The sequence below is a fragment of the Planosporangium spinosum genome, from assembly GCF_049999945.1.
GTDB lineage: Bacteria > Actinomycetota > Actinomycetes > Mycobacteriales > Micromonosporaceae > Planosporangium > Planosporangium spinosum.
In genome coordinates, this window is record NZ_JBLYUB010000025.1 from 14136 (window position 1) to 29452 (window position 15317).

The 15317-nt window shown below is 70.8% G+C and carries 15 protein-coding genes; 6 read left to right on the forward strand and 9 right to left on the reverse strand.

The window, feature by feature from the left end; all coding sequences use genetic code 11:
* Window positions 1-24 precede the first annotated feature (24 nt).
* Window positions 25-372, reverse strand: coding sequence for a GroES family chaperonin (locus ACNTMW_RS26620; RefSeq protein ID WP_426636573.1), 348 nt, complete (start codon window positions 370-372; stop codon window positions 25-27).
* A gap of 183 nt (window positions 373-555) precedes the next feature.
* Between ACNTMW_RS26620 and ACNTMW_RS26625 the strand changes: the two genes are divergently transcribed.
* Entirely contained in the window at window positions 556-1734 is a 1179-nt protein-coding gene (locus ACNTMW_RS26625) for an AI-2E family transporter (protein ID WP_426636575.1), read from the forward strand.
* Window positions 1735-1773: 39 nt separating this feature from the next.
* On the opposite strand, the gene ACNTMW_RS26630 is transcribed toward ACNTMW_RS26625, so the two are convergent.
* Entirely contained in the window at window positions 1774-3636 is a 1863-nt protein-coding gene (locus ACNTMW_RS26630; RefSeq protein WP_426636654.1) for an ATP-dependent DNA helicase, read from the reverse strand.
* Between the two features lie 364 nt (window positions 3637-4000).
* Here ACNTMW_RS26630 and ACNTMW_RS26635 point away from each other — a divergent pair, with 364 nt between their 5' ends.
* Together ACNTMW_RS26635 and ACNTMW_RS26640 are read left to right on the forward strand one after the other, a co-directional pair.
* Window positions 4001-4534 carry a DUF402 domain-containing protein gene (locus tag ACNTMW_RS26635; protein WP_426636577.1) on the forward strand — a complete coding sequence of 178 codons (534 nt, stop codon included), beginning with the start codon at window positions 4001-4003 and terminating at the stop codon, window positions 4532-4534.
* Window positions 4535-4609: 75 nt separating this feature from the next.
* Window positions 4610-5212 carry a carboxymuconolactone decarboxylase family protein gene (locus ACNTMW_RS26640; RefSeq protein WP_426636578.1) on the forward strand — a complete coding sequence of 201 codons (603 nt, stop codon included), beginning with the start codon at window positions 4610-4612 and terminating at the stop codon, window positions 5210-5212.
* On the opposite strand, the gene sigJ is transcribed toward ACNTMW_RS26640, so the two are convergent.
* A complete protein-coding gene (gene sigJ, locus ACNTMW_RS26645) occupies window positions 5184-6143 on the reverse strand; it encodes an RNA polymerase sigma factor SigJ (RefSeq protein WP_426636579.1) in 960 nt (319 codons plus the stop codon). The two genes, ACNTMW_RS26640 and sigJ, sit on opposite strands and share 29 nt — an antisense overlap.
* A 215-nt stretch (window positions 6144-6358) precedes the next feature.
* Here sigJ and ACNTMW_RS26650 point away from each other — a divergent pair, with 215 nt between their 5' ends.
* Together ACNTMW_RS26650 and ACNTMW_RS26655 are read left to right on the forward strand one after the other, a co-directional pair.
* On the forward strand, window positions 6359-6985 hold the full coding sequence (locus ACNTMW_RS26650) for a DUF47 domain-containing protein (RefSeq protein ID WP_426636580.1): 627 nt from the start codon (window positions 6359-6361) through the stop codon (window positions 6983-6985).
* A gap of 3 nt (window positions 6986-6988) precedes the next feature.
* Window positions 6989-7996, forward strand: coding sequence for an inorganic phosphate transporter (locus ACNTMW_RS26655; protein ID WP_426636581.1), 1008 nt, complete (start codon window positions 6989-6991; stop codon window positions 7994-7996).
* Window positions 7997-8002: 6 nt separating this feature from the next.
* On the opposite strand, the gene ACNTMW_RS26660 is transcribed toward ACNTMW_RS26655, so the two are convergent.
* Window positions 8003-8983 (reverse strand): Gfo/Idh/MocA family protein, encoded by a 981-nt coding sequence (locus ACNTMW_RS26660; RefSeq protein WP_426636582.1) that lies wholly within the window; start codon window positions 8981-8983, stop codon window positions 8003-8005.
* Between the two features lie 103 nt (window positions 8984-9086).
* On the opposite strand from ACNTMW_RS26660, the gene ACNTMW_RS26665 reads away from it, so the two are divergent.
* Window positions 9087-9905: an NUDIX hydrolase gene (locus ACNTMW_RS26665; protein WP_426636583.1), complete on the forward strand. Its 819-nt coding sequence runs from the start codon at window positions 9087-9089 to the stop codon at window positions 9903-9905.
* A gap of 69 nt (window positions 9906-9974) precedes the next feature.
* On the opposite strand, the gene pstB is transcribed toward ACNTMW_RS26665, so the two are convergent.
* The 5 genes from pstB to mshD form a co-directional block, all read right to left on the reverse strand.
* Window positions 9975-10751 carry a phosphate ABC transporter ATP-binding protein PstB gene (gene pstB, locus ACNTMW_RS26670; protein ID WP_426636584.1) on the reverse strand — a complete coding sequence of 259 codons (777 nt, stop codon included), beginning with the start codon at window positions 10749-10751 and terminating at the stop codon, window positions 9975-9977.
* A gap of 11 nt (window positions 10752-10762) precedes the next feature.
* Window positions 10763-11845 (reverse strand): phosphate ABC transporter permease PstA, encoded by a 1083-nt coding sequence (pstA, locus tag ACNTMW_RS26675; protein WP_426636585.1) that lies wholly within the window; start codon window positions 11843-11845, stop codon window positions 10763-10765.
* A gap of 76 nt (window positions 11846-11921) precedes the next feature.
* Window positions 11922-12920 (reverse strand): phosphate ABC transporter permease subunit PstC, encoded by a 999-nt coding sequence (pstC, locus tag ACNTMW_RS26680; RefSeq protein ID WP_426636586.1) that lies wholly within the window; start codon window positions 12918-12920, stop codon window positions 11922-11924.
* Between the two features lie 17 nt (window positions 12921-12937).
* Complete coding sequence (gene pstS / locus ACNTMW_RS26685) at window positions 12938-14047, reverse strand: phosphate ABC transporter substrate-binding protein PstS (protein WP_426636587.1); 1110 nt, start codon at window positions 14045-14047, stop codon at window positions 12938-12940.
* A gap of 293 nt (window positions 14048-14340) precedes the next feature.
* Complete coding sequence (gene mshD, locus ACNTMW_RS26690; protein WP_426636588.1) at window positions 14341-15312, reverse strand: mycothiol synthase; 972 nt, start codon at window positions 15310-15312, stop codon at window positions 14341-14343.
* Window positions 15313-15317: the final 5 nt, after the last annotated feature.

Consider the following 15317-nt stretch of genomic DNA (forward strand, 5'->3'; position numbering starts at 1 on the left):
GGGTACCGGGCCGCCTCGTCGTCGTTACAGGTACAGGCCGGTCGCGTCGTTCTCGACCCGCCGCGCGGCCACCGCGTGGACGTCGCGCTCGCGTAGCAGGACGTAGTCGCGGCCCTGCAGTTCGACCTCGGAGCGGTCGTCCGGGTCGAACAGGACCCGGTCGCCGGTGACGATCGAGCGCACGTGCGGACCGACCCCGACCGCCGTGGCCCAGGCCAGCCGGCGCCCGACCGCGGCGGTGGCGGGGATGACGATGCCCGCCGCCGACCGGCGTTCGCCCTCACTGCCCTCGATCCGGACGAGGACGCGGTCGTGTAGTAGCCGGATGGGAAGACCGTTGTCGGTTTCGGCAGGGGATGGTGCGGCAGTCACGAAGCTGACGGTACCTCGTCTCCGGTGTTTCACGATCGGGTAGGTGTGCCCCAACCATTACGGTGGAGCGGGGAGGAGGACCCGTTGGGCCAGTTTGAGCATTTACGCGCGAATATCCGTCGGACCTACGCGGCCATGCGTGCCGGCCGCGAGGTGCCGCCCCCTGAACGCCAGGAGCCCGCTGTGGAGCCCATCCCGGTCCAGACACCACCGCCGCCCGCACCCGTGCTGCCGTCCGTGGCCAGCCGCGATGACGAGGACGTCCCGCGCGGCCTGCGGATCGCCACCGCCTGGTCGTGGCGGCTGCTCGTGCTCGCCGCCGCGGCCGCGCTGGTGCTGTGGCTGGTCGGCCTGCTCAAGGACGTCCTGATCCCGGTGAGTATCGCGCTGCTGCTGTCGGCGCTGCTGGCACCGTCGGTCAGATGGCTGCGCGAGCGGGCACGGCTGCCGCACTCGCTCGCGGTCGCCGTCGTCCTCATCGGCGGCATTGCCGCGGTCGGCGGCGTACTGACGCTCGTGGTGACGCAGTTCGTCAGCTCGTTCCCGGCCCTGGCGAAGAACGCCACCGACGGCATCCGCACCATCCAGAACAGCCTGCGGACCGGGCCGCTGCACCTGTCCAACGACCAGCTCACCGGCGTCGCCGACGCCGCGCAGAAGTGGCTGGACAGCCACCGCGACAGCCTCACCAGCGGGGCGTTGTCGACGGCCACGACCGCCGTCGACGCGCTCTTCACGACGCTGCTCGTGCTGTTCACCACGTTCTTCTTCCTGCGCGACGGCCACCGGATCTGGCGGTTCCTGGTCGGCCTGCTGCCGAGCGTCGCCCGCGAGCCCCTCGGCCGGGCGGGTGAGGCGTCCTGGGCGACGCTCGTGTCGTACGTGCGGGCCACGGTGCTCGTGGCGTTCATCGACGCGGTCGGCATCGGCCTGGCGCTGACCGCGCTGCGGGTGCAGTTGGCGTTCCCGCTCGCCATCCTGGTGTTCCTCGGCGCGTTCGTGCCGATCGTCGGCGCCACCGTGTCCGGCGCGGTGGCCGTCCTGGTGGCGCTGGTGACCAAGGGCTGGGTCAGCGCGCTACTCGTCCTCGCCGCGGTCATCATCGTGCAGCAGTTGGAGGGCCACATCCTCCAGCCGCTCATCATGGGGCGGGCGGTGGCGATCCACCCGCTGGCGGTCATCCTCTCCATCGCGACCGGCCTGCTGCTGGCCAGCATCATGGGCGCGCTGATCGCGGTGCCGCTGGTGGCCGTCCTGAACACCGGCATCCGCCGGCTCGTCGGCCACCGTCACCAGACACCCCCGCCCGCGGGTGCCCCGCCCCGGCCCGAGGAGGCCGTCGCCACGGCCCCGGTGCCCTGACCGCGGTCGCTCCGCCGGGTCCCGGTGCCCTGACCGGGGTCAGGCGGCCGCGAGCCGCTTCAGCGCCGCCCGCACCACCTCGGGCTTCGTGGTGTACCAGAACGGCGGCAGCGACCGGCGCAGGAACCCTCCGTAGCCCTTCGCCGTCTCCAGCCGCGAGTCGAGCACGGCGACCACGCCGCGGTCGCCGGCCGCCCGGATGAGCCGGCCCGCGCCCTGCGCCAGGCGTACCGCGGCGATCGGCACGCTCACCGCCGCGAAGCCGGAGCCGCCGGCCGCGTCGACGGCCGCCGACCGGGCGGCGGCGAGCGGTTCGTCGGGGCGCGGGAACGGCAGCCGGTCGACCAGGACCAGTTGGCACGAGTCGCCCGGCACGTCCACGCCCTGCCACAGCGACATCACACCGAGCAGGCAGCTGCTGCGGTCTTCCCGGAAGCGGCGGACCAGCAGCGGCAGCGCCTCCTCGCCCTGGAGCAGGACGGGCAGGTCGGTGCGCTCGCGCAGCACCTCCGCGGCGCGCTCGGCGGCCCGGCGGCTGGAGAACAGCCCGAGCGTGCGCCCACCCAGGGCGGTGACCAGCTCCACCATCTCCTCGGCCGCCGCCTCCGACAGGCCCGACGCGGTCGGGCGGGGCAGGTGCGCCGCCACGTACAGGATGCCCTGGCGGGGGTAGTCGAACGGGGACCCGACGTCGAGGGAGGTCCAGTCGGTCTCGTCATCGAGACCGAGCGACGTGGCCACGGTGTCGAACTTGCCACCCAGGGCCAGGGTCGCCGAGGCGGCGACCACGGTGCGCTCCTCGTACAGGTGGGTGGAGAGCGTACCGGCGACCGACAGCGGAGCGACCACGATCGCGCGCCGGCCCCGGTCGTCCTTGTCCACCCAGGCCACGTCGTGGACGGCGAACGCCAGTAGCCGCTGCGCGGTGGTGGACAGGTCGGTGAGGACCGACTTCACCTGCTGCTTGCGGACCGGGTCGGGGTCGTCGTTCTTGACCTCGCCGATGGCGTCCAGGCACCGGCGGGTCGCGCCGTCGAGCAGCGTCAACGCCTCGGCGAGGGGGGTCGGCAGGCCGTTGGTGAGCCGCCCGGCCGGCACGTCGGCGAGCCCCACCGCGAGCGCGTCGCCGGCCTCCACGAGGGACTCGTAGCAGCCCTCGTCGACCTGGGCGCGGGCACGCCGGGCCACCCGGTCGAGCGCCTCGGGCGACAGCTCGGCCTGTGCCGCCGACGAGACCCGGTCGGCCAGTTCGTGCGCCTCGTCGATGACGAGCAGCTTGTGCGGCGGCAGGATCTTCCGCTCCGCCAGCATGTCGATGGCGAGCAGACTGTGGTTGGTGACCACGATGTCCGCTTCCCGGGCCCGCTGCCGGGAGAACTCGGCGAAGCACTCCGAACCGTACGGGCAGCGGGCCGCGCCGACGCACTCGCGCGCCGGCATCGACACCAGTCGCCAGGCTGTGTCGTCGACGCCCGGGTCCAGTTCGTCGCGGTCGCCGGTCTCGCTCTCCATCGCCCACTCGGTCAGCCGCTGGATCTGCTTGCCCAGCCGGCCGGCCTCGCCGAGCCATTTGGTGCCGCCGCCCTCGTCGCCGAACAGCGTGTCGCTCGGCTCCTCGGTTGAGGTGTTGTCCAGCCGGGCCATGCACACGTAGTGGTGGCGACCTTTGAGGACGGCGTAGGTGGGTCGGCGGCCGAGCAGCGGCTCGACCGCTTCGGCCAGGCGTGGCAGGTCGTGGTCGACGAGTTGGGACTGGAGGGCCAGGGTGGCGGTCGACACCACCACGGGACCGTCCACCAGCAGCGACGGCACCAGGTACGCCAGCGACTTGCCGGTGCCGGTGCCGGCCTGCACCAGCAGGTGTTCGCCGGAACTGGCGGCGTGGGCCACCGCCTCGGCCATCTGTCGCTGGCCCGGCCGCTCGGCGCCGCCCGGGACCGCGCCGACGGCGGCGGCGAGCAGTTCGGCGACGCCGGGTCGCCCTTGGCGGTCACGGCGGGCGGCGGAGGTGGCGGTCGCGGCGGTCACGGGAAGGCAGGCTACCCGCTCGGTACGACCGATCGCCGGTTATCCACAGCGCGTCACTCGTTGTCCACAGACAAAACCCACGTTCGGTATCGACTTGTGCGCGCCGCGTAGGCTTGGCATGGTGTCTTCCGGCGGCGTCCATGTGCCGTTCATCGCCGCCTCGCAGTTTTTGTCGACAGTGGTCGATGCATGTGCCGCGGTGTCCCAAGCCAGCCAGGATGATCGATAGGGTGGTCTCGTGACAGGCGATCTCGTACGGGTGGTGTATCGCAAGTACGACGGCTCGTTGCACTGGAACCAGCCGGCCAGGCTCCTCGGCGAGGACGAGTTCGGCGTCTGGCTCGGCGGTGCGGCGGGTACGCCGGTGTCCCGCGGCGAGCAGCGGGTCAACCCGGCCGAACACGACCACGTGATGCTGTTCCCCCGCGACGGCTGGTGGACGGCGCTGTTCAACGCCGCCCCGCACCGCACCGACGTGTACTGCGACATCACGACCGTGCCGACCTGGCCCACCCCCGACGTGGTGACCATGGTCGACCTCGACCTCGACGTCCGGCGCCGCCGCACCGGCGTGGTCCAGCTCCTCGACGAGGACGAATTCGCGCTGCACCAGGTCCGGTACGGGTACCCGACCGAGGTCATCGACCAGGCGTGGGCGGCCGCCGAGCGGCTGGCGACCGCGCTGACCGACCGCATCGAGCCCTTCGACCGTGTCTATCTGCGCTGGCTCGACATCGTCGCGCGGGACTTCGGGCGGATCAACGTGGCGTGACGCGCGCCACGCACCGTCACACCCCGCCCGACCGCCCCGTCCTCCCCGCAGGAAACATCCACGAGGAGGACCCCGATGCCCCGCATTCCGTTGGTGACCGACTCCCGGGTCGGCTGGTTCACCCGTACGGCGATCTTCGCGATCGCCCGTCGCCGCTTCGGTGAGGTGCCCGAGCCGCTGCGGGCCTCGGCCAACCATCCGGGCCTGATGCGTGCCGGCGTCGTCCACGAACTGATGGTCGAACGGGCGGCCCGCCGCCTCGACCCCGCGCTGCGGGACATCGTCGTGCACCGGGTGGCGACCGTCGTCGGCTGCTCGTGGTGTGTGGATTTCGGCACCATGCTGGCGCTGCACGAAGGGCTGTCCGTCGAGCGGCACCGTGAGCTCGACCGCTACCGCGAGTCGGCGGCGTTCACCCCGGCGGAGAAGGTGGCCCTGGAGTACGCCGACGCGATGACCGCGCAGCCGATGACCGTCACCGACGAGCTCGTCGCGCGGGTCCGTGAACACCTTGACGACGCCGGCCTGGTCGAGCTGACGTACCTGGTCGCGCTGGAGAACATGCGGGCGCGGACCAACCACGCGCTCGGACTGACGGCGCAGGGGTACACCAGCGGCGACGCCTGCCCGCTGCCGTTCGCCGAGCAGATCAGCCGGGCGGCGTCGGCCGGGGCGTGAGCAGGTTGCGGGTCGGGTCGGGGCGGGGGACCCGGCCCAGCTTCGCCGGGTTGAGCTGGTTGTGGACGGCGATGATCCGGCCATCGGCCACCGTGAACGCCACGACGACCAGGAACGTGCGGTCGCCCGGGAACGTGGTCTCGATCAGCAGCCCCAGATCGCCGTTGACCAGTACCGGTTCGACCGCCGTCGGCGCCCGATCGGCCTGCCGGAAGAGCCCGAGCACGAACCGGGCCACCCGCAGCGCGCCGGTGACCGGCGTCCGGGCGGCCGGGCCGATCCCGCCGCCGTCGCCGGTGGCGACGACATCCGGGGCGAGGACCGCGAGCAGGCCGTCGATGTCGCCGCGCCCGGCCGCCGCGAGGAACGCCTCCAGCACCCGTCGCTGCTCGCCCAGGTCGGGGTGGTGTCGCCGGACCCGCGCGTCGGTCACGGTCCGGCGGGCCCGCGAGGCGAGCTGGCGGGCCGCGGCCGGGTTGGTGCCCAGGACGGTGGCGATCTCCTCGAACGGCACCGCGAACACGTCGTGCAGGACGAAGGCGACCCGCTGCTCCGGGCTCAGCCGTTCGAGGACGGCGAGCAGGGCCAGGCTCAGCTCCTCGGTACGGGCGGCCGCGTCGGCGGGGTCCGGCTCGCCGGACGGCAGCCGGGTGACGACCGGCTCGGGCAGCCAGGGGCCGACGTAGGCTTCCCGGCGTACCCGGGCCGAGCGCAGCACGTCGAGGCAGATGCGCGTGGTGACGGTGGTGAGCCAGGCGCGCAGGTCGTCGATGCCGGCCGGGTCGTGCGCGGCGTAGCGCAGCCACGCCTCCTGTACCGCGTCCTCGGCCTCCGCGCGGCTGCCCAGCAGCCGGTACGCCACCGCGGTCAGGTGGTCGCGGTGCGTGGAGAAGGCATCACGGTCGGCCGTGGGTACGGGGGTGGACTCCAACACGACCTCCTCGCGGGCGGTACCGGGCCCCCCATGGTGACGTAGCCGCCCGCCCGGATGTGACAGGGGGCACAGGATGCGGTCGGCAACCGTCCGTATCCGGCCGGCTCACGGGGTGTATTAGTGAAGGCCGGCGCACGACCGTTTTCCGCGTTGCCTAGCATTCACGCAGGCCATGGCGCCACATCGCATCCCATACCGTGACGAGGTCAACCGTGCGAATCAAGCTGCGTCCCAGCGACGACGCGTTCTATGAGTTTTTCAGTAAGGCGGCGGCGAACCTCGTCCGAGGCACCGAGCTGCTCAACGAGCTCGCCCTTCCCGACGCCGACGTGCAGTCGATCAGCGAGCGTCTGGTCGAGGTCGAGCACGACAGCGACGCGATCACCCACGAGCTGTACAACAAGATCAATACGACGTTCATCACGCCGTTCGACCGGGAGGACATCTACCGGCTCGGCTCGCTGCTCGACGACGTCATGGACCACCTCGAGGCGGTCGGCAGCCTGCTCTACCTGTACGGCCTGACCAGGATGCCGGCGCTGCCGCGCGAGCTGCTGGAGATCTTCAACGTGCTCGACCAGCAGGCGAAGCTCACGGCCGACGCGATGCCGCGGCTGAAGAGCATGAAGGACCTGAGCGACTACTGGGTCGAGATCAACCGGCTGGAGAACGACGGCGACCGCGCCTACCGGATGCTGCTGGTGCGCCTGTTCTCCGGCGAGTACGACGCGTTGACCGTCCTGAAGATGAAGGAGGTCGCCGACGAGCTGGAGGCGGCCTGCGACGCCTTCGAGCACGTGGCGAACACCGTCGAGACCATCGCCGTGAAGGAGTCCTGACGCGTGACCGCAGAGTTTGTCGCGGTCGTCGCGGTCATCCTCGTGTCGATGGCGTTCGACTACACCAACGGCTTCCATGACGCGGCGAACGCCATCGCCACGTCCGTGTCCACCCGCGCCCTGACCCCGCGGGTCGCCCTCGGGCTGGCCGCGGTCGGCAACCTGGTCGGCGCGTACTTCGGCGCCGGCGTCGCGAAGACGGTCGGTGAGGGGCTGGTCACCCTGCCCCAGGGAACGGCCAGCCTGGGTGTGGTGTTCGCCGGGGTGCTCGGCGCCATCGCGTGGAACCTCATCACCTGGTACTTCGGCCTGCCCTCGTCGTCGTCACACGCGCTGTTCGGCGGGCTGGTCGGCGCGACCATCTTCGCCGCCGACGGGGTGGTGCACTGGGACACCATCTCGAAGAAGGTGATCGTCCCGATGGTGCTCTCCCCGATCGTCGGCGGCATCCTCGGCTTCCTCGTGATGCTGGCGGTCCTGTGGATCTTCCGTAAGGGCAACCCGCGCAAGCTCAACCGGGGCTTCCGGACCGCGCAGACCATCTCGGCCGGGGCCATGGCGATCGGCCACGGCATGCAGGACGCCGCCAAGACGATGGGCATCATCGTCCTGGCCCTGTTCACCGGTGGCTTCCAGTCCAGCCGCACGCACATCCCGTGGTGGGTGTTCTTCACCTCGGCGGCGGTGCTCGCCCTCGGGACGTACTCGGGTGGCTGGCGCATCATCCGCACCCTCGGCCGCAAGGTGATCGACCTCGGACCGCCGGAGGGCTTCGCGGCCGAGGCAGTCGCCAGCTCGGTGCTGTACTTCAACGCGCTGGTGCTGAAGGCACCGATCTCGACCACGCACACGATCACCTCCGCGATCATGGGCGTCGGCGCGACGAAGCGGCTGTCGGCGGTGCGCTGGAGCGTCGCCGGCAACATCGTGATGGCGTGGATCATGACGTTCCCGGCGGCGGGGGCGATCGCGGTCGTGGCGTACTTCGTGGTGCGCCCGCTGTTCAGCTGACGTCGGTCACACGGGGTGGTCGACCCCGATGCGGTCCCGGACGGCATCGAGGGTCGACATCACCGCGAGCGTCCCGGACAGCGGTATCACCGGGCTCTCGGTGAGCCCCTCGCGCAGGCAGCGCTGCACCTCGGCCGCCTCGAAGTGGTACCCGAGGCCGTCGAACGGGCTTGCCACGTACTCGGGCGGGGCGTCGCCGCGCACCAGGGTGAAGCCGGCCGGCCGGTAGAAGTCGCGGGGCAGCTCGATCCGCCCGTGGGTACCGGTCACGGTCGCGGTCCGCGGGGTCTGGCCAACCAGCGAGCAGGTGAGCGCGGCGAGCGCCCCGGACTCGTATCCGAAGATCATCCCGGTGTTCTCGTCGACGCCCTCCGGGGTCAGCCGCGCCCACGCCTCGATCCGGTCCGGGGCGCCGAGTACGAGGTGCGCGAAGGTCACCGGGTAGACGCCGAGGTCCAGCAGCGCCCCGCCGCCCAGCTCGGGGGCGCGCAGCCGGTGCGTCGTGGCGACCGGGGCGGCCATGCCGAAGTCGGCGTGCACCGAGGTCACGTCGCCGATCGCGCCGTCGGCGATCAGCCCGGCCACTGTGTGGATCGCCGGGAAGCAGCGCATCCACATGGCCTCCATGAGGAACACCTGGTTGCTGCGGGCGGTCTCCACCAGCTCCTCGGCCTGCGCCAGGTTCAGCGTCAGCGGCTTCTCGCACAGCACCGCCTTGCCGGCGCGCAGGCACGTCAGGGCCGCCGCGTGGTGCGCCGAGTGTGGCGTGGCGACGTAGACGACGTCGATCTCCGGGTCGTCGGCGAGCGCCTGCCAGCTTCCGTACGCGCGGGGGATGCCGTACGCCTCGGCGAACAGGTCTGCCGCCTCCTGGCTGCGCGAGCCGACCGCGGTGACCCGGGCGTCGGGGACCAGCGACAGGTCGGAGACGAAGGCGCGCGCGATGGCACCGGTGGCCAGGACACCCCAGCGGATGGGATCACTCATATCGGTGACCCTAGACGGCATGATCGACGACAGGTGCCCGGCATGCGTTGCGGATCCGGTCGCGGGGATAGGCTCGGCGGCGTGGACGTGAGGGTGGTGTCGGGTGGCTGAGTCGTTTCCGGTACCGGCGGGGCTGCTTGAACACGCGCGCCGGTTCTACGCCTCCGGTGTGCGGCCGGCACCGCCGAAGCTGGCCAGTACGGTCCTCCTGCTGCGCCCGGCCAACCCCGGCCCCGAGGTGTACCTGATCCGCCGCGCCGCGACGATGGCCTTCGCCGCCGGGATGCACGCCTTTCCGGGCGGCACCGTCGACCCCCGCGACGCGGCCGTACAGCCGGCGTGGAGCGGCCCCACACCGGCCGAGTGGGCCGCCCTGCTGGGACAGGACGAGCCGACCGCCCGCGCGGTGGTGAGCGCCGCCGTCCGGGAGGTGTTCGAGGAGTGCGGCGTCCTGCTGGCCGGCCCGGACGCGGCGACGGTGGTCGGCGACGTCTCCGGTGCGGAGTGGGAGGCGGCGCGGGTCGCGCTGATCGCCCGCGAGATCGGCTTCGCCGAGCTGCTCGCCGAGCGGGGCCTGGTGGTGCGCAGCGACCTGCTGACACCGTGGGCGCGCTGGCTGACCCCGGAGTTCGAACCCCGCCGCTACGACACGTACTTCTTCCTGGCCCGGCTACCGGAGCGGCAGGTGACCCGGGACGTGGGCGGCGAGGCGGAGCAGGTCGTCTGGGGCCACCCCGCCGACCTGCTCGGCCTGCCGATGCTGCCGCCGACCCTGGCCGCGCTGCGCGGCCTGCGCGAGTACCCGGACCTGGCCGCCGCCATGCGCGCGGAGCACGACGTCACCGCGCCGGTCATGCCGTACGTCGAACTCGGCGGCGGGGAGGACCGGTTCGTCGTGCCCGCCGCCGGGGAGCACCGCTGAGCCGAGCGACGGAAAACGGGCGGGGAGTGCGTCACGCACTCCCCGCCCGTACGTCTTCTCGCGCTGACGTCAGCCGAAGCGGCCGGTGATGTAGTCCTCGGTCCGCTTCACCGACGGGTTGGTGAAGATCTTCGCGGTGTCGTCGTACTCGATCAGGCGGCCCGGCTCGCCGGTAGAGTCGATCGAGAAGAACCCGGTCCGGTCGGAGACCCGCGCCGCCTGCTGCATGTTGTGCGTCACGATCACGATCGTGTACTGGTTCTTCAGCTCGGCGATGAGGTCCTCGATGGCGAGCGTCGAGATCGGGTCGAGCGCCGAGCACGGCTCGTCCATCAGCACCACCTGCGGCTCGACCGCGATGGCGCGGGCGATGCACAGCCGCTGCTGCTGGCCGCCGGACAGGCCGGCGCCCGGCCGGTTCAGCCGGTCGGAGACCTCGTTCCAGAGGTTCGCGCCGCGCAGCGCCTTCTCGCACGCCTCGTCCAGGGCGGACTTCCTGCGCACCCCGTTGAGCTTCAGCCCGGCCACGACGTTGTCGTAGATGGACATCGTCGGGAACGGGTTGGGGCGCTGGAACACCATGCCGATCATCCGGCGTACCGCGGTGACGTCGATGTCGCGGTCGTAGATGTTCTGCCCGTCGATCATGAGCTGGCCGTCGACCTTGGCTCCCGGCAGCACCTCGTGCATCCGGTTGATCGAGCGCAGGAACGTCGACTTGCCGCAGCCGGACGGCCCGATCAGAGCGGTCACCGACTTGGGTTCGATCGTCATCGTGATGTTGTCGATCGCGCGGAACGCGCCGTAGTACGCCGAGACGTTGACGGCTTCGATGCGCTTGGCCATGGTGCGCACTCCTATCGACCTAGCTTGTTGCGCCGGGCCAGCAGCTTCGCGGCGACAGTGAGGGTGAGGACGAGGACGACCAGTGTCAGCGCTCCGGCCCAGGCGCGGCCGGGCGCGTACTTGGACGCGGTGCCGGCCTGCTCGTAGACGTACAGCGACAGCGACGACTGGCCACCCGAGAAGGGGTCGAAGTTGATCGCGGGGTTACCCAACGCGACCAGGATCACCGGGGCGGTTTCACCGCAGGCGCGGGCCACCGCCAGCATGACGCCGGTCACGATGCCGGGTGCCGCGGTCGGCAGCACGATCCGCATGATCGTCTTCCACCTGGGTACGCCCAGCGCGTACGCGCCTTCGCGGAGCGCACTCGGCACCAGCCGCAGCATCTCCTCGGTCGAGCGCACCACGGTCGGCAGCATCAGTACCGACAGCGCCAGCGCGGCCGCGAAGCCGGAGTACTCCGGCCGCCCGTTGTTGAAGTACGGCGAGACGATGAGCACCCAGAAGGCCAGGATGAACAGGCCCGCGACGATCGACGGGATGCCGGTCATCACGTCGACGAAGAACCGGATCAGGGCGGCGAGCCGGCCCCGGCCGTACTCGACGATGTAGATGGCGCCCAGCACACCCAGCGGCACCGTGATGAGCGTGGCGATGCCGGCCTGCTCGAGGGTGCCGATGATCGCGTGGTACGCCCCGCCCTCGTCGTCGAACGCGCTGACGCCCTTCATCGACGTGTTCAGGAAGTACAGGTCGAGCCGCTCGGTGCCCTTGCTCAGCAGGGTCAGCGCCACCGACAGCAGCGGCGCCAGGGCCAGCAGGAACGCCGAGTACACCAGCGAGGTGGCGATGCGGTTACGGGCTGCGCGGCCACCTTCGACGACGGCGGAGAGCGCGGCCAGTGCGATCAGGAAGAGTAGCGCCGCGGCGACGCCGGTGAGGACCGGTCCGCCACCCCCCGGTAGGTAGATCACCAGGTAGGCGAGCAGAAGAGCGCCTGCCCCGATGGCGGCCGGCGCCCAGCCGGGCAGTCGGCGGGCCTTCAGGCCGGCCCGGGTACGCGCCGAGTGGGAAGCGATGGTGGACGAACTCATGCCTCCACCTCGCTTCGCTCCGTGCCGGCGTGAGACTCCAGCACGCTGAGCTTTCCGATTCGCTCGCTACGCTCGCTCATGCCGCACCTCCCGTGAACTCGCGGCGGCGGTAGACGATCGCGCGCGCTGTCATGTTGACCACCAGGGTGATGGCGAAGAGCACCAGGCCGGAGGCGATCAGCGCGCTGCGGCCGGTGGGGTTGGCCTCGGCGAACTTCAACGCGATGTTGGCCGCGATGGTGTTTCCGCCGCTGCCGAGCAGGTCGAAGGAGACGTTGTAGACCGCGCCGAGGGTCAGGGCGAGCGCGATGGTCTCACCCAGTGCGCGGCCGAGCCCCAGCATGATCGCGGCGATGATGCCCGGCTTGCCGTAGGGGAGCACCGCCGTGCGGATCATCTCCCACTTGGTGGCGCCCAGGGCGAGGGCGGCTTCCTCGTTCTGCGGCGGGGTCTGCAGGAAGACCTCGCGCGACAGCGAGGTCACGATCGGCAGCACCATGATGGCCAGCACGATCGATCCGAGCAGGATCGACCTGCCGTATGGGCCTTCACTGCCGAACACGGGAATCCAGCCGAAGTTCTCGTGCAGCCACGCCGCGAGGTCGGAGACCGGCAGGTAGAGGAAGTCGCGACCCCACAGGCCGAAGACGACGCTGGGGACGGCGGCCAGGAGGTCGATGAAGAAGCCCAGGGTACTGGCCACCCGCCGGTGGGCGTAGTGAGTCAGGCAGAGGGCGATGCCCATGGCGACCGGTACGGCCATGATCAGCGCCAACGCCGAGGTCAGCACCGTGCCGAAGGCGATGGCGGCGATACCGAACCGCGGCGTTTCGTCGTTGGCGAACCACTTCTGGTAGGTGAAGAAGTTCTCCCCGTCGTCACGCAGTGCCGGGATCGCCTTCACGATCAGGAAGATCGCGATTGCGACGATGATGACGAGCACCGTCGAGCCCGCGGCGGTGGCGAAGCCGCGGAACAGCTTCTCGGCGCCGAAACGTTGACCCCTCGGCAACGCACCACCCCCGCCGGCGCTGGAAGCGCCGGCGGGGGTGGTGGTGAGCGATTGCTGGCTCACTTTTTGTGTCCTGTCTGTCAGGCCATGCTGCTGATGGAAGCGGCGACCTTGGTCTGCAGCGTGTCGGGCAGCGGGGCGTAGCCGTACTGGCTTAGCTTGGCCTGGCCGTCCTTGCTGGCGACGAAGCCGAGGAAGGACTTCAGTAGCTCCACCGTGTCGGCCGGGTTGCCCTTGCTGCAGACGATCTCGTACGTGACCAGGACGATCGGGTAGGCACCCGACTCCTTGGTGGTGTAGTCGATCTTCAGGCTCAGGTCGTCGCCGGTACCGACCACCTGGGCGCCCGCGACGGCCTTGCCCGCGGACTTGTCGTCCAGTGCGACGTACTCACCGGCGCCGTTGTAGATCTTCGCGGCGGCGAGGTTGTTGGTCTGTACGAACGAGTACTCGACGTAGCCGATCGCACCCGCGGTCTGCTTCACCGCGCCGGCGACGCCGTCGGACTTGGCAGCGCCCTGGCCGCCGGCGGCCTTCCAGTCCTTGCTGGCGTCGGTGGTCCAGTCGGTGGGGGCGGTGGCCTTCAGGTACTTGGTGAAGTTCTCGGTCGTACCCGACGAGTCCGACCGGTGCACCGCGGTGATCGGACTCGACGGCAGGGTGGCGTTCGGGTTGTCCGCCTTGATCGCGGCGTCGTCCCAGGTCTTGATCGTGCCGGCGAAGATCTTCGCGAGCGTGTCCGGCTTGAGCTGCAGGTCCTTCACGCCGTCGAGGTTGTACGCCACGGCGATCGGGCCGATGACCATCGGCAGGTTGATCGCCTTGCCGCCGGTGCACCGCGCGTCGGCCTTGGTCTGCTCGTCGCCGGCCTTCAGCGCGGAGTCGGAACCGGCGAAGTCAGCGGTGTTACCGGTGAACGCCGTGATGCCGGCGCCGGAGCCGGTGCCCTGGTAGTTGATTTCGGCGCCGGTGCAGGACTGGCTGTACTCCTTGACCCATACGTCCATCGCGTTCTTCTGCGCGGTTGAACCTTGGGCGGTGAGCTTGCCGGTCTTGCAGTCGATGGCCGGCTTCGCGGCACTGCTGGCATCGCCCGACGCGTCCTTGCTCGTGTTATCGGATCCGCACGCCGCGAGCGCGAGCGTCGCGGCCGCGACGGCGGCCAAGATGCCGTGGCGCTTCAGCTTCACTGCTGTCCCTTCGAGGGTTCGTCCGACCTTCGCCCGACGTCGATCGGCGCGAGGTCTGGAGTTGACGATGGTCATCAACTGGTGCGAACGCTAGAAGGGCGAGGTTGCCGGCCACCCGGCCTCACATGAACGAATGGTGAACAGGTGATCTACCTTGGCTGACCCTCGTCCGGACGGACGATGTCCGATCGGTGAACTAGTCGGCTCGGAGCCATGCTATGTCCGTATCATGCATGGGCGTCGGGTATGGACGATGCCGGTCACCGGCTGCCGGCTGCGCTGACCCGGCCGGGTCAGATCTGCCGGCGGAAGCTCACGTCGGTGGCCCAGTGGGTGAAGCCCAGCTTGCGGTACAGCTTGACGGCGCTCGTGTTCGACTCGTCGACGTACAGCATCGCCTGGTCGAGGCCCCGGCTGCGGAGGTGGTGCAGGCCGGCCAGGGTGAGTGCGGTGCCCAGCCCGGTACCGTGCGCGGCCGGTGCGACGCCGAGCACGTACACCTCGCCGATCGGCCCGTGCGCGTGTGGCGCCGCGCCATCGGCGGCGGGCTGCGCACTGACCGCGCCGTGGATCTTGGTCCAGTGGAAGCCCAGCAGCTTGCCGTCGGTGTCACGCTGGGCGAGCAGGAATCCGGCCGGGTCGAACCACGGCTCCCGCATCCGGACATGCAGGTCGTCAATCGTCCATTTGCCCTGCTCGGGATGGCTGGCGAAGGCCGTGGCGTTCAGCGCGACCCAGGCCGCGTCGTCGGCGCCGGGGCGGAACGGCCGCAGGCTCACGCCGTCGGGCAGGGTCGGCTCGGGGATCGGGGTCACCAGCGAGCGGCGCAGCTGCCACAGCACCCGCGACCGTTCGAAGCCCAGCGACATCGACAGCGCCGTCGCCGAGGGGTGGTCGCCGTGGGCCCAGAGCCTCAGTCGGCCCGGCGCCCGCCCGGCCCGCTCGTCGGCGACGGCCATCGCCTCGGCGGCCAGCGCCCGACCCAGGCCGCGCCGGCGGTACATCGGATGGACGGCCAGCTCGGCGGCCGCGCCCTCGACCGGGTCGGTGGTGTCCACATGGGCATACCCGACCAGCAGGCCCTCGTGCCGGGCGAGCAGGTGCACCGCGCGTATGTCGCCGCCCTGGCGCAGGTGCAGCACCACGTGCTCGGACAGCGGGTAGGCGCCGTCGGCGTCGCCGGCCGCCCGCATGAGGTCCAGAACCTCGGCCACCTCGTCGGTCGTCAACCGGTCGCTTCGCTGTACACCCACCACCGCAGTCACGTCGA

Coding starts and splice junctions, on each gene's coding strand:
- ACNTMW_RS26630 (WP_426636654.1), bottom strand. CDS start 3,636: ATGGCCGAGGCGGTGGCCCACGCCGCCAGTTCCGGCGAACACCTGCTG.
- ACNTMW_RS26640 (WP_426636578.1), top strand. CDS start 4,610: ATGCCCCGCATTCCGTTGGTGACCGACTCCCGGGTCGGCTGGTTCACC.
- ACNTMW_RS26660 (WP_426636582.1), bottom strand. CDS start 8,983: ATGAGTGATCCCATCCGCTGGGGTGTCCTGGCCACCGGTGCCATCGCG.
- pstB (WP_426636584.1), bottom strand. CDS start 10,751: ATGGCCAAGCGCATCGAAGCCGTCAACGTCTCGGCGTACTACGGCGCG.
- pstA (WP_426636585.1), bottom strand. CDS start 11,845: ATGAGTTCGTCCACCATCGCTTCCCACTCGGCGCGTACCCGGGCCGGC.